Annotated in this window: 20 protein-coding genes, 1 tRNA gene and 1 rRNA gene (1 of these 22 cut by a window edge); 13 read left to right on the forward strand and 9 right to left on the reverse strand. The window is 58.5% G+C overall.

Features of this window, described 5'->3' with window-relative positions; all coding sequences use genetic code 11:
- Nucleotides 1–229: 229 nt before the first annotated feature.
- Genes ACSQ16_RS04255 through ACSQ16_RS04285 form a run of 7 tightly spaced genes read left to right on the forward strand, consistent with a single transcriptional unit; the run spans nt 230 to nt 5,607 of the window.
- Complete coding sequence (locus ACSQ16_RS04255; RefSeq protein WP_093927295.1) at nt 230–931, forward strand: response regulator transcription factor; 702 nt, start codon at nt 230–232, stop codon at nt 929–931.
- Between the two features lie 42 nt (nt 932–973).
- Nucleotides 974–2,662, forward strand: coding sequence for a sensor histidine kinase (locus ACSQ16_RS04260; RefSeq protein WP_243261556.1), 1,689 nt, complete (start codon nt 974–976; stop codon nt 2,660–2,662).
- Nucleotides 2,663–2,682: 20 nt separating this feature from the next.
- A complete protein-coding gene (locus ACSQ16_RS04265; RefSeq protein ID WP_243261555.1) occupies nt 2,683–3,111 on the forward strand; it encodes an HPr kinase/phosphorylase in 429 nt (142 codons plus the stop codon).
- Complete coding sequence (gene rapZ, locus ACSQ16_RS04270; RefSeq protein ID WP_243261554.1) at nt 3,108–4,013, forward strand: RNase adapter RapZ; 906 nt, start codon at nt 3,108–3,110, stop codon at nt 4,011–4,013. Before ACSQ16_RS04265 ends, rapZ begins: the two co-directional genes overlap by 4 nt.
- A complete protein-coding gene (locus tag ACSQ16_RS04275; protein ID WP_093927291.1) occupies nt 4,010–4,402 on the forward strand; it encodes a PTS sugar transporter subunit IIA in 393 nt (130 codons plus the stop codon). The genes rapZ and ACSQ16_RS04275 overlap by 4 nt, the downstream gene beginning before the upstream one ends.
- Before the next feature lie 16 nt (nt 4,403–4,418).
- Nucleotides 4,419–4,688 carry an HPr family phosphocarrier protein gene (locus ACSQ16_RS04280; RefSeq protein ID WP_093927290.1) on the forward strand — a complete coding sequence of 90 codons (270 nt, stop codon included), beginning with the start codon at nt 4,419–4,421 and terminating at the stop codon, nt 4,686–4,688.
- 34 nt (nt 4,689–4,722) lie between these two features.
- A complete protein-coding gene (locus ACSQ16_RS04285; protein ID WP_243261553.1) occupies nt 4,723–5,607 on the forward strand; it encodes a lysophospholipid acyltransferase family protein in 885 nt (294 codons plus the stop codon).
- Between the two features lie 79 nt (nt 5,608–5,686).
- Here the strand turns inward: ACSQ16_RS04285 and ACSQ16_RS04290 are convergent, their stop codons facing one another.
- On the reverse strand, nt 5,687–6,562 hold the full coding sequence (locus ACSQ16_RS04290; RefSeq protein WP_243261552.1) for a 3-hydroxybutyryl-CoA dehydrogenase: 876 nt from the start codon (nt 6,560–6,562) through the stop codon (nt 5,687–5,689).
- A 157-nt stretch (nt 6,563–6,719) separates the two neighbouring features.
- Here ACSQ16_RS04290 and ACSQ16_RS04295 point away from each other — a divergent pair, with 157 nt between their 5' ends.
- Nucleotides 6,720–7,553, forward strand: coding sequence for a DUF6473 family protein (locus tag ACSQ16_RS04295; RefSeq protein WP_243261551.1), 834 nt, complete (start codon nt 6,720–6,722; stop codon nt 7,551–7,553).
- A gap of 79 nt (nt 7,554–7,632) precedes the next feature.
- Here the strand turns inward: ACSQ16_RS04295 and ACSQ16_RS04300 are convergent, their stop codons facing one another.
- The 6 genes from ACSQ16_RS04300 to ACSQ16_RS04325 all read right to left on the reverse strand — a co-directional run bounded on the left by ACSQ16_RS04300 (nt 7,633) and on the right by ACSQ16_RS04325 (nt 11,912).
- Complete coding sequence (locus tag ACSQ16_RS04300; RefSeq protein WP_243261550.1) at nt 7,633–8,559, reverse strand: electron transfer flavoprotein subunit alpha/FixB family protein; 927 nt, start codon at nt 8,557–8,559, stop codon at nt 7,633–7,635.
- A complete protein-coding gene (locus ACSQ16_RS04305; protein WP_093927286.1) occupies nt 8,559–9,317 on the reverse strand; it encodes an electron transfer flavoprotein subunit beta/FixA family protein in 759 nt (252 codons plus the stop codon). The genes ACSQ16_RS04300 and ACSQ16_RS04305 overlap by 1 nt, the downstream gene beginning before the upstream one ends.
- 165 nt (nt 9,318–9,482) lie before the next feature.
- Nucleotides 9,483–10,055 carry a cob(I)yrinic acid a,c-diamide adenosyltransferase gene (locus tag ACSQ16_RS04310; RefSeq protein ID WP_243261549.1) on the reverse strand — a complete coding sequence of 191 codons (573 nt, stop codon included), beginning with the start codon at nt 10,053–10,055 and terminating at the stop codon, nt 9,483–9,485.
- Nucleotides 10,055–10,261: a twin transmembrane helix small protein gene (locus tag ACSQ16_RS04315; protein ID WP_243261548.1), complete on the reverse strand. Its 207-nt coding sequence runs from the start codon at nt 10,259–10,261 to the stop codon at nt 10,055–10,057. The genes ACSQ16_RS04310 and ACSQ16_RS04315 overlap by 1 nt, the downstream gene beginning before the upstream one ends.
- Nucleotides 10,262–10,318: 57 nt before the next feature.
- Complete coding sequence (locus ACSQ16_RS04320) at nt 10,319–11,152, reverse strand: SDR family NAD(P)-dependent oxidoreductase (RefSeq protein ID WP_243261547.1); 834 nt, start codon at nt 11,150–11,152, stop codon at nt 10,319–10,321.
- 58 nt (nt 11,153–11,210) lie between these two features.
- Nucleotides 11,211–11,912 (reverse strand): SH3 domain-containing protein, encoded by a 702-nt coding sequence (locus ACSQ16_RS04325; protein ID WP_243261546.1) that lies wholly within the window; start codon nt 11,910–11,912, stop codon nt 11,211–11,213.
- A 211-nt stretch (nt 11,913–12,123) separates the two neighbouring features.
- Between ACSQ16_RS04325 and ACSQ16_RS04330 the strand changes: the two genes are divergently transcribed.
- Nucleotides 12,124–14,565, forward strand: coding sequence for a DNA topoisomerase IV subunit A (locus ACSQ16_RS04330; protein ID WP_243261545.1), 2,442 nt, complete (start codon nt 12,124–12,126; stop codon nt 14,563–14,565).
- 27 nt (nt 14,566–14,592) lie between these two features.
- Here ACSQ16_RS04330 and ACSQ16_RS04335 read toward each other — a convergent pair whose 3' ends face one another.
- Nucleotides 14,593–15,963, reverse strand: a complete 1,371-nt coding sequence (locus tag ACSQ16_RS04335; protein WP_243261544.1) for a cytochrome P450 — start codon at nt 15,961–15,963, stop codon at nt 14,593–14,595.
- A gap of 124 nt (nt 15,964–16,087) precedes the next feature.
- On the opposite strand from ACSQ16_RS04335, the gene ACSQ16_RS04340 reads away from it, so the two are divergent.
- A complete protein-coding gene (locus ACSQ16_RS04340; protein ID WP_243261543.1) occupies nt 16,088–16,666 on the forward strand; it encodes a hypothetical protein in 579 nt (192 codons plus the stop codon).
- Nucleotides 16,667–16,829: 163 nt separating this feature from the next.
- The gene (tuf, locus tag ACSQ16_RS04345; RefSeq protein ID WP_067622157.1) at nt 16,830–18,005 is read left to right on the forward strand and encodes an elongation factor Tu; all 1,176 of its coding nucleotides are present in this window, start codon (nt 16,830–16,832) and stop codon (nt 18,003–18,005) included.
- 200 nt (nt 18,006–18,205) lie between these two features.
- Here tuf and ACSQ16_RS04350 read toward each other — a convergent pair whose 3' ends face one another.
- Nucleotides 18,206–18,703 (reverse strand): ferritin-like domain-containing protein, encoded by a 498-nt coding sequence (locus tag ACSQ16_RS04350; RefSeq protein ID WP_243261542.1) that lies wholly within the window; start codon nt 18,701–18,703, stop codon nt 18,206–18,208.
- A 143-nt stretch (nt 18,704–18,846) separates the two neighbouring features.
- Between ACSQ16_RS04350 and ACSQ16_RS04355 the strand changes: the two genes are divergently transcribed.
- Nucleotides 18,847–18,922, forward strand: a tRNA-Trp gene (locus tag ACSQ16_RS04355).
- Between the two features lie 839 nt (nt 18,923–19,761).
- Nucleotides 19,762–19,916, forward strand: a 16S ribosomal RNA gene (locus ACSQ16_RS04360); it runs 1,309 nt beyond the window's last position.

The raw sequence follows: 19,916 nt of genomic DNA on the forward strand, positions 1-19,916 counted from the left end.
CTTTGTTTCGATGCGCATAGATCCCGACCCAATGCGACGACTGCAGAGCAGGGTTCAATCAATCTGTGAGGAATCAAAGTGCGGCAATTTAGCCATTCCTAACCAAATTATGACCGAATTGGTGCATCTCAATGGCACGATTCGCACTTAAGGATTGATTCGATCTCTAATATTGGGGATCACTGACTCCAAAAATAAGAACGAATTGAGCAGCATAAGGAAGCGGGCAATGTCAAAGATTGCATTGGTAGACGATGACAGGAACATCCTGACATCTGTTTCGATGACTCTTGAAGCTGAAGGCTTCGAAGTGGAAACCTACAACGACGGTCAGGCCGCGTTGGACGCATTCAACAAGAAACTGCCGGATATGGCGGTGCTGGACATCAAGATGCCCCGCATGGACGGCATGGATCTGCTGCAACGGTTGCGTCAGAAAACCGCGATGCCGGTCATTTTCCTGACATCCAAGGATGATGAGATCGACGAAGTGCTTGGCCTGCGTATGGGGGCAGACGATTACGTCAAAAAACCCTTCAGCCAGCGTCTGTTGGTCGAACGTATCCGCGCCCTTCTGCGCCGCCAAGACGCGGTGGAAACGAATGAGGTTGGGGATACAGAAGAAACCAAAGTGATGGAGCGCGGCGAACTGCGGATGGACCCGCTGCGCCACGCCGTCAGCTGGAAGGGCAAAGACGTGTCCCTGACCGTGACCGAATTCCTGCTGTTGCAAGCGCTCGCGCAGCGCCCCGGTTTTGTAAAATCGCGCGACCAGTTGATGGACGTAGCTTATGATGATCAGGTCTATGTGGATGACCGCACGATCGACAGCCACATCAAACGTCTGCGGAAAAAGATGCGCACCGCCGATGATGAATTCTCGGCGATCGAAACGCTTTATGGCATCGGCTATAGATACAACGAAGAGTAAACCCGGCGGTTAACGCTGGTCGAAAGGAAGCTTGTGCGGGACATGGCTGTGGGTAGGGACGGTGATGTTGTATTGGGGGATGATTGGGTCACCCCCGACAGCGCCGCGCCCGATGAGATTCTGGTCAAGCGCGAACGGCGAGGGCTGTTTTCGCTGCGTACCTCGCCGCTAACGCGCAAGATCATCACCTTTAACCTGATTGCGCTTAGCGTGTTGGTTGCGGGTATCCTTTACCTTAACTCTTCGCGTGACAGTCTGGCCATGCAGCGTGCCGCGGCGCTGGTGTCCGAAACTGAGCTGATTGCCGATGTGATCGAAGCGCAGCTTCCCGCAGGCGCGCCGGTGAACCTAACCACGGGCGATGGTGTCGATGTGGCCGCCACGCTTGATGGATTGGATTTGCGTGGCGGCATCGAAGTCTTTGTCTACGACCCTGCAGAAACGCTGGTGGCGCGCACCGCTGGCAGCCTCACAGTAGCCGAAGCGCTCGCCGCTTCAGAGGCAGGGGAGCGGACCCTGCTCAATGACGGCCTGAATTGGCTATGGGATCGCGTCTCTGCCCCCTTCAGTACTGAAGAAGTCGCTGCAACCCCACCGTTGGAAGAGCAATTCCGCAGCATGGTCGCGCCTAGCGTATCCGGCGGCACCCGGCTTGAAGGCACCCTCGCCATCGAAGGCGGCACATTGTTTAGCGTCGTGACGCCAATCATGCAGGGCGATACCCCGGTCGGCGTCGTCGCCGTGGCCAGCGCCGCAGGAGAGATTGACCGCCTGGTGCGCAGTGAACGTGAGCGCGTGTTGCAGATGTTCGTCATCGCGACGTTGGTCTCGATCGGGCTCAGCCTTGTGTTGGCGTCCACGATCGCCAATCCACTGGCTGACCTGTCGGCGGCTGCCGAGCTCGGCCGTGACAAAGACGCGCGCAAGATGAACCCAGGCCGCATCCGCATCCCCGATCTGACCGCACGCCCCGATGAGATCGGCCGCCTCTCCGGCGCGTTGCGCGGGATGGTTTCGGCGCTCTACAACCGTATCGATGGCAATGAACAATTCGCCGCCGATGTGGCCCATGAGATCAAGAACCCGCTCGCCTCTCTGCGGTCTGCTGTGGGAACCCTGCGCATGGTCAAACGCGATGATCAGCGCGAAAAGTTGCTTGATGTCATCGAACATGATGTACGGCGTCTGGACCGGTTGGTTAGCGATATTTCCAATGCTTCACGGCTTGATTCAGAATTGGTCAAGGAAGAGGAAGAGCCCTTCGATCTGCTGCAAATGCTGGGCAATCTTGGCCAGTATCTGGGTGAAGATGCGAAATCTAAGGGCATTGATTTCATAACCGATCTGCCTGCCGCGCCGATCACCGTTCATGGGCTTGAAGCGCGCCTTGCGCAGGTTTTCGTGAACCTTATCACCAACGCGATCTCCTTTTGCGAAGACGGCGATGCGATCCGCGTTTGGGCGCGTAAACGCGCCAATCGCGTGTTGATCGTGGTCGAAGACACCGGCCCCGGCATCCCCGAACAGGCCCTTGGCAAGATCTTCAAACGCTTCTATTCGCAGCGCCCGGAAGAGCATTTTGGCAATAACTCCGGTCTTGGCCTCGCAATCTCCAAACAGATTGTCGAAGCGCATGGCGGCGTGATCTGGGCCGAAAACATTCGCCCAACCGAAGCTGACATCACATCTGAGCCCCTAGGCGCACGTTTCGTTGTGGGCCTGCCGACCTAAACGCGGCTTGAGGCCGAGAAATGACCATTAAACGCGAGAACCTCCACGCAAGCTGCGTGGCCATCGGCGGGCGCGGGGTGCTGATCCTTGGCCCTTCGGGCGCTGGCAAATCGGCGCTTGCGTTGCAACTGATCGCCCTCGGTGCCAAGCTGGTGGCGGATGACCGCACCGATGTAATCCGCAGGGGGGATGACGTAATCGCGAGCGTTCCCGAAAATATTCGTGGCCTCATCGAGGCGCGCAACGTGGCAATTTTGCGGCTTGAGGATCACGGCCCGGTGCCCTTGGCCCTTGCTGTTGATCTTGCCCTTCCCGAAGAGCAACGCCTGCCCGAGGGCCATACCCACTTGATACAGGGTGTCACATTGCCCTGTTTTCACAAATGCGATAGCGCTCATTTTGCGGCAGCAATTCATCTGTATATGTCAGCTGTGAAAGAACCGAATTGATCAGTCAGACCCCCTCCACAGACCATGCGCCTCGGCGGCTGGTCCTTGTCACCGGCCCCTCGGGCGCCGGGCGTTCCTCTGCACTCAATGTGTTGGAAGACGCGGGGTTTGAGGCGATCGACAACCTACCATTGCGGCTGTTGCCTGCGCTGCTCGACCGACCCGGCGATGCGCAATCGGTGGCCTTGGGCATTGATGCGCGCAACCGTGATTTTTCAACCGAGGGCGTGCTGGAGCTGATGGGCCGCCTCTCTGCCGAGCCGGGGTGGAGCGCAGAACTGCTCTATCTCGACTGCGCGCCAGACGTACTGTTGCAGCGCTTTTCCGAAACGCGCCGCCGCCACCCGCTGGCCCCCGCCGATCGCCCCGCCGACGGCATCGCCCGAGAACAAGAATTGCTCCACGCAATTCGCGCCCGCGCGGACGTTCTGATCGACACGACAACGCTCAACGTACATGAGTTGCGCGCCGAGGTGGAGCAATGGTTCGCTCCTGGCGGCCAACGCCATCTTACCGTTTCGGTACAGAGCTTCTCTTACAAACGTGGTCTGCCCCGTGGTGTCGATGTGGTGCATGACTGCCGCTTTTTGCGAAACCCCTATTGGGTGCCTGAACTGCGCAGCGGCAATGGCCGGGACGCGGCTGTGGCGGCCCATGTGGCGGGCGATAAACGTTACACGGATTTCGCGGATAAAGTTCTCGATCTCAGTCTTTTACTGCTGCCCGCTTACCGCGAAGAGGGAAAATCCCATATCTCCATTGCCTTTGGCTGTACTGGCGGGCAACACCGCTCTGTCGCCATGGCGGAAGACCACGCTTTGCGCCTTGCAGAGCAGGGCTGGCAGGTGTCAATTAGGCACCGTGAACTGGACCGCCAGCATCGTGAAGGAAGCAAGCCGTGATCGGGATCGTCATCGTCGCACATGGGGGGCTGGCGCAAGAATATCTTGCCGCCATCGAACATGTCGTGGGATCCCAATTCGGCGTGCGCGCCATCGCGATTGAGGCAGACCACGACCGCGCCAATAAAGAACGCGAGATCTGCGCCGCCGCCGATGCGGTGGATCAAGGCGCAGGCGTTGTGGTCGTCACCGATCTTTTTGGTGGATCACCATCAAACCTCAGCCTCTTGGCATGCCGCCCCGAAAACCGGCGCATTATCTATGGCGCGAACCTGCCAATGCTGATCAAACTTGCCAAGTCACGGCAATTGGATGTGCCCGATGCCGTGCGCGCGGCACTCGAAGCTGGTAAGAAGTATATCGACAGCCAGAATGTCAGCGCAGGTTAAAAGGCCCCAAGACGTCATGCCCGAATTTTCTCTTAAGATCGTAAACGAAAAAGGCCTGCACGCGCGCGCCTCCGCCAAATTGGTTGAGGTGGTAGAAGCTTTCGATGCCCGCGCCGAGGTCAGCAAGGATGGTATGTCCGCTTCAGGCGACAGCATCATGGGGCTGTTGATGCTTGGCGCCTCGCGTGGCACCACGATTGAGGTGCAAACCTCTGGTCCCGATGCCGATGCCTTGGCCGACGCTTTGACTGCCCTGGTGGCGGATAAGTTCGGCGAGGGATACTAACCCCGCATCGCGGGAAAAAGGATCCTCCGATCAAATGGATGACGCGCAAAAGATGGCGGCCCATAAGGCTCAGACAGGCGACGGTACGGTGACTTTCACCAAATACGACCGCCGCAGCCTCTCCTATGCGTCAACCTTTGATGATCCCTGGAAAGCCCGGGTCATTTCCGCGATGGAACTGTTTACCGGAAAAATCAAAATCCTACGCTTGATCCGCAAGTTCGAGCAACGCGGCACACCATCGGGCCAAGCCTTCTGGCGCGCGGCGCTCGACACGATGGGGATCGACCTGACCACCCCGCAAGAGCAGTTGGACCGTATCCCCAAAAAGGGGCCGGTGGTCGTTGTGGCAAATCACCCTCACGGTATGGTCGACGGCATGATTTTTGCCGATCTAATCGGCCGCGTGCGCCCAGATTACCGCATTCTCACCCGGTCGCTGCTCACGTCTATCGACGAGGTGGCCGGCAGCTATATGATCCCGGTGCCTTTCCCGCATGACCCCGACGCACAGCGCAAGGGCGTGGAAATGCGGGCCAAGGCCATGGTCCACCTTAAAGAAGGCGGCGTAGTCGCGCTTTTTCCTTCAGGGGTTGTCGCCTCATCTGAACGCTTCTGGGGCCCGGCGGTCGAAGCTGAATGGAATGTCTTCACTGCCAAGATGATCCGCCGTTCTGGCGCGCAGGTCGTGCCGATGCGCTTTCCGGGCCAAAACAGCCGCGCTTACCAGATTGCAAACCAGATCAGCCCGATGCTGCGCCAAGGCCTGCTGCTACACGAAATTGCCCATGCCTGCGGCAAACCCCAAGGCCCAATTGTCGGCCATCCCCTCAGCCGGGAAGAGATCGACCGCTGGGCAGAGGACCCACGCGGGTTTATGGCGTGGCTGCGCGCCCATACTCTGGCACTGACCCACTAAGCTTCATTCTTTCAAAAATACCCGCGGGGGAATCGCGCCTTTGGCGCGATGGGGGCAGCGCCCCCATCAACGTTCCCGTTTAGCGCGTCGGTACCGGTTTCTCGCCGCGGTAATCATAGAACCCGCGCTGAGTCTTGCGACCCAGCCAACCGGCTTCGACATATTTGGTCAGCAGTGGGCAGGGGCGATATTTCGTATCCGCAAGCCCATCATGCAGCACATTCATAATCGCCAGACAGGTGTCCAAACCGATGAAATCCGCCAGTTCCAGCGGACCCATCGGATGGTTCGCGCCCAGTTTCATCGAACTGTCGATCGACTCTACATTACCGACCCCTTCATAAAGCGTATAGACCGCCTCGTTGATCATCGGCATCAGAATGCGGTTCACGATGAACGCAGGGAAATCCTCGGCCGAAGCGGCGGTTTTTCCCAAGCGGTCCACCACGGCTTTGCAGGCGTCATAGGTCTCCTTATCCGTGGCGATGCCGCGGATCAGTTCAACCAATTGCATCACCGGGACGGGGTTCATGAAGTGGAATCCCATGAATTTCTCAGGCCGGTCAGTGCGGCTGGCCAGACGGGTGATCGAGATCGAAGAGGTGTTCGAGGTCAGGATCGTCGTCGGTTTCAGATGCGGGATCAGGTCTTCGAAAATCGCCTGTTTCACCGTTTCTCGTTCCGTAGCGGCTTCGATCACCAGATCGCTCTGACCCAGATCGCTCAGCGTCTGGGTCGTGGTGATCCGCGCCATTGCGGCATCGCGGTCGGCGGCGGTGATTTTCTCGCGGCTGACTTGGCGGTCCATGTTGCCCGTGACGGTTTTCATCCCTTTAGCCAGCGCATCGGCGCTGACATCGTTCAGCAGCACATCATAGCCCGCCAGCGCCATGACATGGGCAATCCCGTTACCCATTTGCCCTGCGCCCACGATGCCGATTGTCTGGATATCCATGGCCTGTCCTTTACTTGAGTTCGGCGCACAATAGGGCGCGTCGCGGGGGTGCCGCAAGGGCACCTCTTTACGAAATCTATCGGCAAATTTGCCCGTTAAGAGAATCGCAGCCCCTCCTGTGCAATCTGGCTTTGGGTGAACAATAAAGGTGGGTTCAATGACCTATGATGCACCGGGGCCAGAGCCTCTGGATTATCTACCGTGCCGCTATGGCACTTCAAAGTTGATGTTTCGCGGCCCCCGCCGCCGGTTGGAGGCGCCTTACATCGCCTTTCTTGGCGGGACAGAAACCTATGGCAAATTCATAGAACAGCCTTTCCCGGCGCGGGTCGAGGCTGCGGTAGGAAAGACTTGTGTAAATTTCGGTTTTCCCAATGCAGGGATCGACGCATTCGCCCATGACCCCTTTGTCGCACAGGCGGCGTCGCAGGCGGATGTAACGGTGGTTCAGGTCATGGGGGCACAGAATATGACCAATCGGTTCTATTCGGTGCATCGGCGCCGGAATGATCGCTTCGTCGGCGCTTCGGCCCTGTTGCAGACAATTTACCGCGAGGTGGATTTTTCAGAATTTCACTTTAATCGCCACATGCTGACCCATTTAATGCAGGTTTCACCTGAGCGGTTCGAGGCGGTGCGTACCGAGTTGCAGCAGGCGTGGATGGCACGCATGCGGTTGATGTTGGGGCAAATCCGAGGACGGACGCTGCTGCTTTGGCTAGCCGACCGCCCGCCGGTGGCCACTGATGAACAGCCTGTGGGGGACTTGGGCTATGACCCGCTCTTCGTCACCCGGGAAATGTTCGAAGCGGTAGCCCAACATGCGACCGCTAAGATTGAAGTCGTTGCCCCCAAATGCCCGTCTGTCGCACCCACCGCTGGGATGGTGGTAAGCGAGATGGAGGTGCAGGCCGCGTCAGAGATGCTCGGCCCGATGGCCCATGCCTCCGCTGCCGCTGCTTTGGCCGATGCATTGCAAAACATGTCCTGAAAGACTGCGGGGTGGGAGCGTCCGTAACAAAAAAGGCCCGCCAAATCTGACGGGCCTTTGGTGTTTCACGTGAAGAACTTTACAGTTTTTCGATCAGCTCAGGCACGGCATCAAAGAGATCGGCAACCAGACCGTAGTCCGCCACTTGGAAGATTGGCGATTCTTCGTCTTTGTTGATCGCAACGATGATCTTGGAATCTTTCATCCCGGCAAGGTGCTGAATCGCACCCGAGATGCCAACCGCGACATAGAGGTCGGGGGCGACAACTTTGCCGGTCTGGCCAACCTGCCAATCGTTCGGCGCATAGCCCGAATCGACCGCCGCACGCGACGCGCCAACGGCAGCGCCCAGTTTGTCGGCCAGTTTTTCGATCAGCGCGAAGTCCTCTTCGGAGCCGACGCCACGACCACCGGAAACCACCACGCCAGCGCTTGTCAGCTCAGGACGGTCGGATTCGGCAACCTTGTCTTCGACCCATGTCGACAGGCCGGGATTTTCGGCAGCCGAGATGGTCTCGACCGAGGCAGAGCCCCCCTCACCGGCCGCATCGAAGGTCGATGTGCGGAAGGTGATGACTTTCTTGGCGTCGTTGGATTTCACGGTCTGAACCGCGTTACCGGCATAGATCGGGCGCTCGAATGTGTCGGCATCGACAACACCGGAAGCATCCGAGATCACCATGACGTCCAAAAGTGCTGCCACGCGGGGCATCACGTTTTTGGCGTCGGTGGTGGCCGGAGCGACGATATGCTCATAGTCACCCGCCAGCGATACGATCAGCGCTGCGGTGGCCTCGGCCAGTCGGTGGCCCAGCATCGGGTCTTCGGCGACCAGCACCTTGGACACGCCGTCGATCTTGGAGGCCGCTTCGCCTGCCGCCGCGGCAGAGCTGCCCGCCGCCAGAACGGTCACGTCGCCCAGAGCCTTGGCTGCGGTTACCGCCTTGGCGGTGGCATCCATGGACAATTCGCCATCGGAGATTTCGGCAATCAGAAGAACAGCCATTACACAGCCCCCACTTCTTTGAGTTTCGCCACAAGCTCGTCAACCGAACCGACCTTGATACCAGCGGCACGCTCGGCAGGCTCTACGGTTTTGACGATTTCCAACCGGTTGGAGACATCGACGCCGTAATCTTCGGCGGTCTTTTCGTCCAACGGCTTTTTCTTGGCTTTCATGATGTTCGGCAGCGAAGCGTAGCGCGGCTCGTTGAGGCGCAGGTCGACAGTGACGACTGTCGGCATGGTGACCTCGATGGTCTGCAAGCCGCCGTCGACTTCGCGGGTGACCTTCGCCTTGTCGCCTTCGATGGCGATTTCAGAGGCAAATGTCGCCTGCGACCAGCCCATCAGCGCCGACAGCATTTGGCCGGTAGCGTTCATGTCGTTGTCGATCGCCTGTTTGCCGCAGAGTACGAGGCCCGGCTGCTCTTCGTCGACGATGGCTTTGAGGATCTTTGCCACGGCCAGCGGCTCGATGTCCTTGTGTACATCGTCCGAGGCCACCACGAGGATCGCGCGGTCTGCACCCATGGCGAGCGCGGTGCGCAGGGTTTCCTGCGCTTGCTTCACACCGATGGAGACGGCGACGATCTCTTCAGCCTGACCGGCTTCTTTCAGACGAATCGCCTGTTCGACGGCGATTTCGTCGAAGGGGTTCATCGACATTTTCACATTGGCAAGATCAACACCCGTTCCGTCCGCTTTCACACGAACTTTCACGTTATAGTCGATCACGCGTTTGACAGGTACCAGTACCTTCATGAGCGGTCTCTCTCCTCAGTTTGCGACGCGGGCTGGTTGGCCCGGTCTCCCTAATTCTCTAGACGGGTGTAACGAAGCGGATCGGATCAAAACAGGCCAAAATCGGCAGATAGGCAGTTTTGAACGCGGCGTTTTCCCGGTTTTTCGTCTGTTAGCGCTATTTTCTTAACGGTTCGCGCCCGGCACCCACAACACGTCTTCTTGGCCCGCGTTGTTGGCCATACGCGCGGCGACAAAGAACCAGTCGCTTAGACGGTTTAGGTAGGTGACGGTAGCGGGGTTGATTGTGGTCTGTTCCGACAGCAGCACTGCCAGCCGTTCGGCGCGGCGGGCTACAGTGCGGCAGACATGCAGATGTGCGGCCAGCGCGCGGCCACCGGGCAGGATGAAGCTGCGCAGTGGCTCCAATTCGGTGTTCATTACGTCGATTTCGCGCTCAAGCCGGTCGACTTGTTCTTGGGTGACCCGCAGGGGCGGGTATTCCGCATCGCGATCAGCCGCCATATCAGGGCGGCAGAGGTCGGCACCGAGGTCGAACAGATCATTCTGGATGCGCGCCAGCGCTGCATCGGTGTCTTTCGTGGCCTCAAGTCGGGCCACGCCGACAAAGCAGTTCAACTCATCCGACGTGCCATAGGCTTCGACCCGCGCGTCGTGTTTGGCCACGCGATCACCGTTGCCAAGCGCGGTGGTGCCCTTATCCCCGGTGCGGGTGTAAATCTTGTTCAGTACAACCATCAGATCGTCCCCCCTCGGAAATAGACATAAGCAAGTATCAGCAGCACGGCGATAAACTGCGCGATGATCCGCCAACGCATCAACTTGTTGGCGTTACGCTTGTTGAACTTGCCCCCCGTAGCAAATCCACCGAGGCCCATCATAAGCACAACGGCAACCGCCACGACGGAAAGCAGGACGATCACGAAAAACGGATCATTTGGCATGGGCTGTCCTTTCGTTGCCCCGAGATGTAGCGGCGCGGCGCAGTCGCGCAACCAAAATCAGCGGCTGGTGACCCAATCCAGCGCCCGCGTCGGCAGGATGCGCCGCAAAACATTGGCGATGTGGGTGGGGGTTGTGACGAAATAGCGCGGACGGGGGCGAGGGGATTCCACGGCGTGAACCAATTTTGCCACCACCGCTTCGGGGGGCAGTTCAAACCGGTCTTTCTTGCCGCTGTTATCATAGAGCCGGGGGCGCATGGTCGCATCGTATTCCGCCGCGCGGGGGCTATTTTGCCAGTCGATCCAACGTTCGAACCGCGGAATTGCTTTGGCACGCAGTTTGGACGTGACCGGGCCGGGTTCGATCAGGATCAACTCAACCCCCGTGCCGCGCATCTCAAGCCGCAGGGTATCGGTCAGCCCCTCCAGCGCGAATTTAGTGGAGTTATACGCCCCGCGCCACGGCATCGCCACCATGCCAAGCACGGAGGAACATTGCACGATCCGCCCATGCCCCTGTGCGCGCATAACGGGGATCACCGCGCGGGTCAGGCTGTGCCAGCCAAAGAAATTCGCCTCGAATATCTCGCGCAGGGCATCTGTGGGCAGGTCTTCGACCAATCCGGGCGTGGCGTGGGCACCGTTGTTGAATACTGCATCAAGCGTACCGCCCGTCTGGTCCAGCACATGGGCGAGGGCAGATTGGATGCTGGCCTCATCGGTATAATCGATCCGGGGTGCGTCGAAACCTTCGGCGCTGAGGCGGTCGCAATCCTCCTGTTGCCGACAGGCTGCGAAAACCCGCCAGCCCCGTGTGCGCATGCCATGAGCGGCGGCGTAGCCGATGCCGCTGGAACAGCCAGTGATTAGGATGGAACGGGTCGCAGACATGCAAAGGGGCCCTTCGATTGAAAGGCCCTTCATCGCGCGATGCTATTGAATTGGCAAGTTAGCCATTGTTGAGCAGGAAGTCGGCCATCCAGCCAGTTTCCGTGCCATCCACGCTGCGGAACCGGACCCAACCTGCGCCGTTGTCTTCGATCACCTCAATGGCATCTCCTTGGCCTAGTTTGCCGACCACATCAAAACTGGTGCCGGGCCCACCGCGGACATTAACGCGGGTGCCGCTGACCGTGCGGATCTCAGCTTGCGTGGTGCTTACATAGGTTGCGGCGCTATCAGCGCCATCTATTAGGCTGGGGAGGATAACGGGCGTCTGCGTGGTTGTGACCGAATAGGATGCGTTTTGCACTATTTCGCCAGAAGTCTTCGCCGGCTTGGATTTAACGACCTTTGCACCGGCACGGTCAGCCGGTGAGGCAACAGCCTTTTGCACCACGGCGTCATTGGCCTGCGGCAGATCGCTCAATGTGGTCAGGTTCAACGCCACGCGGGTAGCTGCGTGTTCGGGCGCTGAGGATTTTGGGGCGAAGGGGGTGACCGGGCTTTCAGCTTTGCTTGCCGCGTTCGCGGCGGCAGCCGTAACAAGATCTGAAGAAGGTGCCGCAGCATTCGCGCTGGCAATGAGCGCCGAATCGCTGGCTTCGGCGCTTACCATTTGTGCGCCCGCGGGTGCGAAATCTGCGCCGCCGCTCATCTCATAGAAAGCCCAGCCCATGAAACCAAATGTCAAAAAGATGAACCGTTTCATTGTGCTGTTCCCCGTCTCTATCAAATCGTGTCTCTGTTGAAAGACCAACGCGAAACTTCGCGAATGGTTCAATTTCAATTGGCAAGAAACCGCATAGCACAAAAGTATTGCTTTTTTCTCTCTTGAAACCGTGCAAGCGGCATATTTCCAGAACTAGGCTTGCGGAATCTGTCGCTTGCTCGCCCTGCTAGGCTTGGCTAAAAGACCCGTCATGTCAGACACAACCACACCCCCAGAACTCGACCCGAATGACCTGTCCGAGCCGCTGCGCCGCGCCTTGGGGGAACGCTATCTGACCTATGCGCTGTCAACCATCATGCACCGTGCATTGCCAGACGCGCGTGATGGGCTGAAGCCGGTGCACCGCCGCATCCTGTTTGCGATGCGCGAACTGCGGCTGTCGTCCACAGGTGGTTTCCGTAAGTCCGCGAAGATTTCCGGTGACGTGATGGGTAACTATCACCCGCACGGTGATGCCGCGATTTATGATGCGATGGCGCGTTTGGCGCAGGATTTTAACGTTCGTTATCCGCTGGTCGACGGTCAGGGTAATTTTGGCAATATCGACGGCGATAATCCCGCTGCCTCGCGCTATACCGAAGCGCGGATGACCGCCGTGGCCGAGGCCATGCTGGAAGGGCTGAACGAAAACGCAGTCGACTATCGCGAGAACTATGACGGCACATTGACCGAGCCTGTCGTGCTGCCCGCGCAGTTTCCGAATCTGTTGGCCAATGGGTCTTCGGGGATCGCGGTGGGCATGGCGACCAATATTCCGCCGCATAACATTGCCGAGCTTTGCGATGCTTGCATTCACCTGATCAAGGTGCCGGATGCCCGCGACGATACGCTATTGAACTATGTGCCTGGCCCCGATTTTCCCACGGGCGGGATCATTGTCGAACCTGCGGAAAATATCGCCAATGCTTATCGCACGGGCCGTGGTTCATTCCGTCTGCGCTGCCGATGGGAGGTCGAGGACCTTGGCCGGGGCGCGTGGCAGATCGTGGTCACCGAGATTCCTTATCAGGTTCAGAAATCCAAGCTGATCGAAAAGATCGCCGAACTGATCCAGACCAAGAAGATACCGATTCTCGCAGACGTTCGCGATGAGTCTGCCGAAGACATTCGCATGATCATCGAGCCGCGCTCGAAGAACGTCGATCCGGCAGTGTTGATGGGGATGCTATTTCGCAACTCCGATCTTGAGGTGCGGTTCTCACTCAACATGAACGTGTTGATCGACGGGCAGACGCCCAAGGTCTGCTCGCTCAAGGAAGTGCTGCGCGCTTTCCTCGACCACCGGCGCGAGGTGCTGCAACGCCGCTCGCGGCACCGGATGGACAAGATCGATCACCGGCTTGAGGTGTTGCAGGGCCTGATCACGGCCTTCTTGAACCTCGACCGGGTAATTGAGATCATCCGTTATGACGACGATCCCAAAGCCGCCTTGATGTATGAGGACTGGAGCCGGGTGCATCAAGATACGCTGGCCCGTGCCATGGATGAGCGCGCCTATGTCTCGCCACTGGCGGGAGTCGACGTCTCCAAGCTGGCGGTGATCGCGGATGCCGAAGCACAGGCAACCGGTGTCTTGACCGAAAGCGGTGACACCCGTGCCGTGCCGCACAGCTATGCGGGCCGCGAAAACGGACTGTCCGATGTGCAGGCAGAGGCAATCCTTAACATGCGCCTGCGGTCATTGCGGCGTTTGGAAGAGGACGCGCTGGTACGTGAGCGCGACACGTTGATGTCGGAACGCGCGGGTCTAGAAGACCTGCTCGACAGTGAAGACCTGCAATGGACCACAATCGCCGACCAGTTGCGCGCGACGAAAAAGCAGTTCGGCAAGGACTGGGTGATCGACGGGGTCAAACGCGGCCAGCGACTGACGACCTTTGAGACTGCGGGAGAAGTCGAAGACGTGCCGATCGAGGCGATGATCGACCGCGAGCCTATCACGGTGGTCTGCTCTCAGATGGGCTGGATTCGTGCGATGACCGGCCATATCGACTTGAACCGCGAATTGAAGTTCAAAGACGGCGATGGCCCTCGTTTTATCTTCCACGCTGAGACGACGGATCGTTTGTTGGTCTTCGGCTCGAACGGGCGCTTTTACACCGTATCCGCCGCTAATTTGCCCGGTGGGCGTGGCATGGGAGAGCCGCTGCGTCTGATGGTCGATCTACCGAACGAGGTGCAGATCGTATCGCTCTTTATTCACAAGCCGGGGCGTAAGCTGCTGGTCGCATCCACAGCGGGTGATGGCTTTGTCGTGCTTGAGGATGAGGTCGTGGCGCAGACCCGCAGTGGTAAACAGGTGCTGAACGTGCGCGGCGAAGGTGTCGCGGCGCTGGTCTGTCATCCGGTGTCGGGTGACAGCGTGGCCACCGTGGGCGAGAACCGCAAAGTGCTGGTCTTTGGCCTTGATGAGCTGCCTGAAATGGGCCGCGGTAAGGGCGTTCGCCTGCAAAAGTACAAGGACGGCGGCCTTTCGGATGCCACCACCTTCGAACGTGCGGCGGGGCTAAGCTGGCAAGACCCCGCAGGGCGAACCCGCACAGAGGTCGACCTCGCGGAATGGACCGGCAAGCGCGCTGGTTCTGGCCGGATGGCGCCGCGTGGCTTCCCGCGCGACAACAAGTTCAACTGATTTGCTTGACCCCGCTTTGCGATGGGGTCAATCCAGCGGCTCTGCCGTCATCCAGACACCGCCCTCGGGGCGCAGGGTCAGGATCATCACAGGCTCAGGGTCTTTGCCCGGCACCGGGGTGAATTTGAACCGCCCGAGTAGCGTGGCAAGAACGATGACCGCTTCTTGCAACGCAAAGCTCGCCCCGATGCAGATGCGCGGGCCATCCCCAAAGGGCAGATAGGCATAGCGGTCAATCGCCTTGCGGTCGGCAAAACGCTCGGGCCGGAAGGCGTCGGGCGCGTCCCACAGCAGTTCGTTACGGCCAAGCGCGTAAATCGGGATCATCACTGTGTCGCCGGGGCGGATCTCGCGGTCGCAAAGCGTGTCGTGCTTTTGCGCCGTGCGTGAGATGATCCCGGCAGCCGGGTAGAGGCGCAGTGCTTCGTCGACGATCATTCGGATCAGGGGCAGTTGATCCACGTCCTCCCCGCTGCACGCGCGGCCCTGTAGCACCGATTGCACCTCTGCCCGCGCGCGGTCCTGTATGCCTTGGTCAAAACCCATCAAGTACATTGACCACGCCAGCGTCAGCGCGGTGGTCTCATGTCCCGCGACGATGAAGGTCAGCAGATTGTCACGTAGTTCTGCGGTATTCATCTTGCGCTTGGTCTTGGGATCAACACCTTCGAGCAGCAGATCCAGCAAGTCGGGCGTGCCTTCATGCCCACGCGCAACGCGTGCCTCGATGGCGCTGTCGGCCATGGCCTTCATCTGCTTTAACGCTTGGCCCGACATCATCCGCCCCGGTCGCGGCAGCCAGTCGGGAAAGCCCAAGATGTCGAACAGGCTGATTTTGCCAGCCTCGGCAATATAGTCGTCAATCGCAACGTGCACCTTATCGCGGTCAAAGGTGCCGTCGCCCGAAAAGGTCACGTCACCGATCACGTCAAAGGTTGTTGTCACCATCTCGTCGAGCATATTTACCGCGCGCGGGCCAGCAGCGGCGATCCGGTCGGCTGCGCGGGTCGCGGCATGAGACATCACCGGGGCAAGGTTGCGCACATTGCGTTGCGAAAATACCGGGGCGGCGGCGCGTCGTTGCCAGCGCCAATGCGCACCTTCGGCGATAAACAGCGATTCCCCGATGGCCGGGCGCAGCAGGTTCTTGGTCACGTCCGACTTGGGGTAATCCTCTAACCGGTCGAGCAGGATTTCCCGAATAGCACTGGGATCGATCACCATGTGCCAACGCTTGCCGGTTTTGCCCGAAACGATGGGCTGGGTCGTGGCGATCTTGGGGATGATACTCAGCACATTGCGCCGCGCCATTTGCAAGCTGCCAAGCAAGCCAACGGGCTGGGTGACAAGTGGTACGCGAACGGGCAGGGGGCCGGGCGATTGTTCTGGCTGGGTCATGATGATGTCCTCCCTCTTTGCCAAGGTAGGGCGGAGCGGCAGGGGCGCAACTGCGGCAAATGATTGCGCCGGCTCTGGCCATCGGCTACCCCTTTGCCGATATTAACGCCTTGGGGATGTGCCAATGATCCGTGTTCTTGCCGTGCTGATGACTGTTGCGACGCTGGCCGCCTGCAATGGCGCATCTGATTTGGGCGACGCGCCCACGCCGCTTGGCGATTTTAACCTGCACCACAATATCGTCGTCGCCCCCAAGGCTCAAAAAGGCCCGCTGAGCCGTGAGGTCAGTAAGGATGAATTGGCCGCCGCTGTTCAGGCCGCCACCGCCGAGCGGTTTGACCGCTATGATGGGGAGCGCTTCTATCATTTCGGCATCAGCGTCGAAGGCTATGTGTTGGCCCAACCCGGCGTCCCGCTGGTCTTTGCGCCGAAATCCATTCTGATCCTTAATCTGACCGTTTGGGATGATGCCAAGAACAAGAAGCTGAACCCCGAGCCGCATCAGATCACTGTGTTCGAATCCTTGGATCAGGGGCCGGTCGTTGGGTCGGGCTATACAAAGTCTGCCGAAGAACAGTTGAAAAATCTCAGCCAGAATGCTGCCAAGTCGATTGAGAATTACCTTGTGAAACAAAACCGCGAAGAGGGCTGGTTTAACGGCGGTAGGGCAGTGGCGTCCCCCTCGGAGCCAGAGGATAAATAACCCCGGTCACGGCGGTTTGAATTGGGCGGCAATCAAGGGGGAGCGGGTTTTAAGTGGCACCAAGGCACAAGTCCCGCTTGATTTTACCGCCCAGACCCAATACATCGCCCGCCAGATAGGGTTCGGGTCCCCGTTGGGTCCCCTCAAATAAAAGGGCGCCACCATGGCAAAGGCAAAGTTTGAACGTAACAAGCCACACGTCAACATCGGCACAATCGGCCACGTTGACCACGGTAAAACCACGCTGACCGCGGCGATCACCAAATACTTCGGTGACTTCCAAGCGTATGACCAGATCGACGGCGCGCCCGAAGAAAAGGCCCGCGGCATCACCATCTCGACCGCGCACGTTGAGTATGAAACCGAAGCACGTCACTACGCCCACGTCGACTGCCCCGGCCACGCTGACTATGTGAAAAACATGATCACCGGTGCGGCTCAGATGGACGGCGCGATCTTGGTTGTGAACGCGGCTGACGGCCCGATGCCCCAGACCCGTGAGCACATCCTGCTCGGCCGTCAGGTTGGCATTCCCGCCATGGTCGTCTTCATGAACAAAGTTGACCAGGTTGACGACGAAGAGCTGCTTGAGCTGGTTGAGATGGAAATCCGCGAGCTGCTGTCTTCCTACGACTACCCCGGCGACGACATCCCCGTTGTGCCCGGTTCCGCTCTGGCGGCGATGGAGGGCCGTGACGAAAACATCGGCGAGAACGCGATCCGCAAGCTGATGGAAGAAGTCGACAACTACATCCCGACACCTGAGCGTGCTGTTGACCAGCCGTTCCTGATGCCCGTCGAAGACGTGTTCTCGATCTCCGGTCGTGGTACCGTTGTGACCGGCCGTGTTGAGCGTGGCGTGATCAACGTTGGCGACGAAATCGAAATCGTCGGCATCCGCGACACCAAGAAAACCACCTGCACAGGTGTGGAAATGTTCCGCAAGCTGCTGGACCGTGGTGAAGCTGGCGACAACATCGGCGCGCTGCTGCGTGGCGTTGAGCGTGACGGCGTTGAGCGCGGTCAGGTTCTCTGCAAGCCCGGTTCCGTGAACCCGCACACCAAGTTCGAAGCCGAAGCCTACATCCTCACCAAAGAGGAAGGTGGCCGTCACACGCCGTTCTTCGCGAACTACCGTCCACAGTTCTACTTCCGTACAACTGACGTGACCGGCACCGTTCAGCTGGCAGAAGGCACCGAGATGGTCATGCCTGGCGACAACGTGTCCTTCGGCGTTGAGCTGATCGCACCGATCGCCATGGAAAATGGTCTGCGCTTCGCGATCCGCGAAGGTGGCCGTACGGTTGGCGCCGGCGTTGTGTCGAAGATCACTGAGTAATTATGGGCCGGGCCTTTGGGCCTGACTTGTAAGACTTTCGAAAGGCCGCAGCATTTGCTGCGGCCTTTTGCGTTTGCGGGGGATTTGTTGGGCAATCCCATGATAAGGGGGGCAGGCGGTTCTCGCCTTGGTCAAAGCCCTAAGAATAAAAAAGGCCGGCTCGTGTTGAGCCGGCCCGTGTTAATTCCTGCCAATAGTGCTTATGCCGCGTCAGCGTTCACACCACCTCTTGTCGCAATCTCAGTCATTCGGCGATCACCGTCATAGGTATGATCAAGTTGCTGCTGAAGTTGCGCACCGTCTTCATCCTCACCCAGACGGTTGGCAAAAGCCACCACACAGCCGTATCCGGCCAACGCGTAATGCACCATCCGCTGGTATTGCGTGATGATCATTGCATCGCGCGCATCGCTGTCGCCAAAGTCTTCCTCCAGCACATGTTTATGAGCCTCTTTCACAAGACCTTCCATGCCGTAACAATGCTCAGCATCTGGGTCCAAATCATGTTTGGCGCAGATGGATTTCAGTACATCCATGCCCTTGGAAATTCCATTGCTGCCATCAATCAGCGCTTCTGACAGTTCTTTATCTTCCGCCGCACGTCCCAATGCGTTGGTCGCCTCCAGCGATTGCTTGCAGGCCGAGTAAAGGTCTTGCAGTTGGTCGGTGTAGACATCTTTGAGGTTGTTCATGGTCATAGGTCGTCCTCCAATTTCGGGCTTGGTTCGACGGGAAAACGTGAGCCGGGCATGCAATGTTCCATTGATTGCAGAATATCGCCGGAAAGGTCAGATCTTGTCTTGATCCGGCGACCGTTTGCGACTACCCAGACCCCCGGCATAGGGGTTTAGCTCAGTTGGTAGAGCATCGGTCTCCAAAACCGAGGGTCGTGGGTTCGAGTCCCTCAGCCCCTGCCACATCCTTCCAGTGATCTGATGATGACTTACAGTGATCTGATGATGAACGCGCGTGCTTCTCGGATCGCGCTCCGCTAGGGCGCGTTCGCTGTTTGCGTTTCGGTTTTTGTGAAAGCAATGCAGGCTACGCCACGCGGGTCAGACTGGCGTGTACAGGCGCATCCTCTTGTTCGGCTCCTTCTCAGACCAGTTAGCGAGTCGATCAAGGCACTTCATTGTGATTCCGACTCAGGGTCTTGGTAAAACTGCGCTGAATCGGGTCTGTTTAACCCCCGTTGGATTCCATTGCATAGCAATTCTGAGGGGGCAGGTGACCTGCTCCAGCAGCTAACGCTCATCGAACTGCCTTATAAACAGTCCCTTACGCTGATGTTCCGTGAATTCTGATCTTTTCGTAATTTTCTGCTTGCGGGTTTGTGCGTCTAACCTTAGAACCCCCTCTACCGGCGGCGCAGAGATGCGGCGGCGGGGCGCCAGACGGGGCGGACGGGAGCGGCGACGCTAGGTTCGGTTTGGAAGGTGGATAAAAATTCGAGGTATTAGAGGCGGGGCGCGCCAAGGTTATAGGGCGCATCTCAGTTTCTTTTGTCTCAACGCTGTTTGAAAATTTGATATCTGAAGAGATATGTGGGCGGTTTGGTTCATTCGATGGATCAACGTCTGTATATCGCGCTCTTAGGCTTCGGCCGATGATAGAGTGTCAGCTTCACTGTTTGGACGGCTTTCGACTACTTTGTAGTCTCAAGCACAACAAACAGAGAATGGCTTGTATCTTTCAGTAAGGGATACAGGTCGATGTGCAGAGGTTCGACGTCAAGGATAAGCTAGCAATAGCTTTTCAACTTGAGAGTTTGATCCTGGCTCAGAACGAACGCTGGCGGCAGGCCTAACACATGCAAGTCGAGCGAGACCTTCGGGTCTAGCGGCGGACGGGTTAGTAACGCGTGGGAACGTGCCCTTCTCTGCGGAATAGCCACTGGAAACGGTGAGTAAT

It is taken from the genome of Sulfitobacter sp. SH24 (genome assembly GCF_965641895.1).
Lineage (GTDB): Bacteria > Pseudomonadota > Alphaproteobacteria > Rhodobacterales > Rhodobacteraceae > Sulfitobacter > Sulfitobacter dubius.

Coding starts and splice junctions, on each gene's coding strand:
- ACSQ16_RS04285 (WP_243261553.1), top strand. CDS start 4,723: ATGGATGACGCGCAAAAGATGGCGGCCCATAAGGCTCAGACAGGCGAC.
- ACSQ16_RS04350 (WP_243261542.1), bottom strand. CDS start 18,703: ATGACCATGAACAACCTCAAAGATGTCTACACCGACCAACTGCAAGAC.
- ACSQ16_RS04330 (WP_243261545.1), top strand. CDS start 12,124: ATGTCAGACACAACCACACCCCCAGAACTCGACCCGAATGACCTGTCC.
- ACSQ16_RS04320 (WP_243261547.1), bottom strand. CDS start 11,152: ATGTCTGCGACCCGTTCCATCCTAATCACTGGCTGTTCCAGCGGCATC.
- ACSQ16_RS04310 (WP_243261549.1), bottom strand. CDS start 10,055: ATGGTTGTACTGAACAAGATTTACACCCGCACCGGGGATAAGGGCACC.
- ACSQ16_RS04305 (WP_093927286.1), bottom strand. CDS start 9,317: ATGAAGGTACTGGTACCTGTCAAACGCGTGATCGACTATAACGTGAAA.
- ACSQ16_RS04315 (WP_243261548.1), bottom strand. CDS start 10,261: ATGCCAAATGATCCGTTTTTCGTGATCGTCCTGCTTTCCGTCGTGGCG.
- tuf (WP_067622157.1), top strand. CDS start 16,830: ATGGCAAAGGCAAAGTTTGAACGTAACAAGCCACACGTCAACATCGGC.
- ACSQ16_RS04280 (WP_093927290.1), top strand. CDS start 4,419: ATGCCCGAATTTTCTCTTAAGATCGTAAACGAAAAAGGCCTGCACGCG.
- ACSQ16_RS04325 (WP_243261546.1), bottom strand. CDS start 11,912: ATGAAACGGTTCATCTTTTTGACATTTGGTTTCATGGGCTGGGCTTTC.
- ACSQ16_RS04335 (WP_243261544.1), bottom strand. CDS start 15,963: ATGACCCAGCCAGAACAATCGCCCGGCCCCCTGCCCGTTCGCGTACCA.
- ACSQ16_RS04295 (WP_243261551.1), top strand. CDS start 6,720: ATGACCTATGATGCACCGGGGCCAGAGCCTCTGGATTATCTACCGTGC.
- ACSQ16_RS04265 (WP_243261555.1), top strand. CDS start 2,683: ATGACCATTAAACGCGAGAACCTCCACGCAAGCTGCGTGGCCATCGGC.
- ACSQ16_RS04290 (WP_243261552.1), bottom strand. CDS start 6,562: ATGGATATCCAGACAATCGGCATCGTGGGCGCAGGGCAAATGGGTAAC.
- ACSQ16_RS04340 (WP_243261543.1), top strand. CDS start 16,088: ATGATCCGTGTTCTTGCCGTGCTGATGACTGTTGCGACGCTGGCCGCC.
- ACSQ16_RS04260 (WP_243261556.1), top strand. CDS start 974: ATGGCTGTGGGTAGGGACGGTGATGTTGTATTGGGGGATGATTGGGTC.
- ACSQ16_RS04255 (WP_093927295.1), top strand. CDS start 230: ATGTCAAAGATTGCATTGGTAGACGATGACAGGAACATCCTGACATCT.
- ACSQ16_RS04300 (WP_243261550.1), bottom strand. CDS start 8,559: ATGGCTGTTCTTCTGATTGCCGAAATCTCCGATGGCGAATTGTCCATG.